We start from the raw sequence: 636 nt of genomic DNA on the forward strand, positions 1-636 counted from the left end.
CGCTGTTCGATTGTGCCATCATTCCTGGAACAACCGCTCTTTATCAATGGATTGACCGCGGAATCATGCGAACAAAGAACATGGACTTGCTTGAAAAACTGTCCCGTAAAATCAAAGCGGGCCGCCCAGGACACCGATCCAACAAGCGTGTTCTCGGGACGTCAATTGAAGAACGCCCTAAAGAAGTTGAAACCCAGGAAACATTCGGTCATTAGGAAATCGACACGGTCGTGGGAAACAAGACCAAGTCGGATGCCGTGCTGCTGACGCTGGCTGAACGGCAGACAAGCTTTGAAGTCATCCTAAAGTTGAACGGGAAGGACACCGAATCGGTGGACCAAGCGGTTCAACAGCTAAGAGAACGGGCTGGCGCTAACTTCGATCAATTATTTAAGACCGTGACCTCCGACAATGGCTCGGAGTTTTCGGGGCTACACGATGCTCTGCAAGATGTAGCTGACATCTATTTCAGCCACCCCTATGCTTCTTGGGAGCGTGGGACGAGCGAAAACCAGCACAAATTAATTCGCCGTTTCGTTCCCAAGGGAAGCCCGATTAGTGAGGTGAGCGAGAACCAGATTTTGCGGATCCAGCGTTGGATGAACGATTACCCGCGGAAAATTTTGGGTTATGCAA

The 636-nt window shown here is 50.5% G+C and carries 1 protein-coding gene and 1 pseudogene; both read left to right on the forward strand.

Going from position 1 to position 636, the window contains the following annotated elements; genetic code table 11:
- Positions 1-215 (forward strand): annotated as a pseudogene (locus ACEN33_RS12440) (IS30 family transposase); the annotation flags it as partial.
- Between the two features lie 15 nt (positions 216-230).
- The coding region (locus ACEN33_RS12445) for an IS30 family transposase (RefSeq protein ID WP_407095211.1) at positions 231-636 on the forward strand (406 nt) is incomplete at its 3' end.

It is taken from the genome of Ruoffia sp. FAM 24228 (assembly GCF_045528575.1).
GTDB lineage: Bacteria > Bacillota > Bacilli > Lactobacillales > Aerococcaceae > Ruoffia > Ruoffia halotolerans.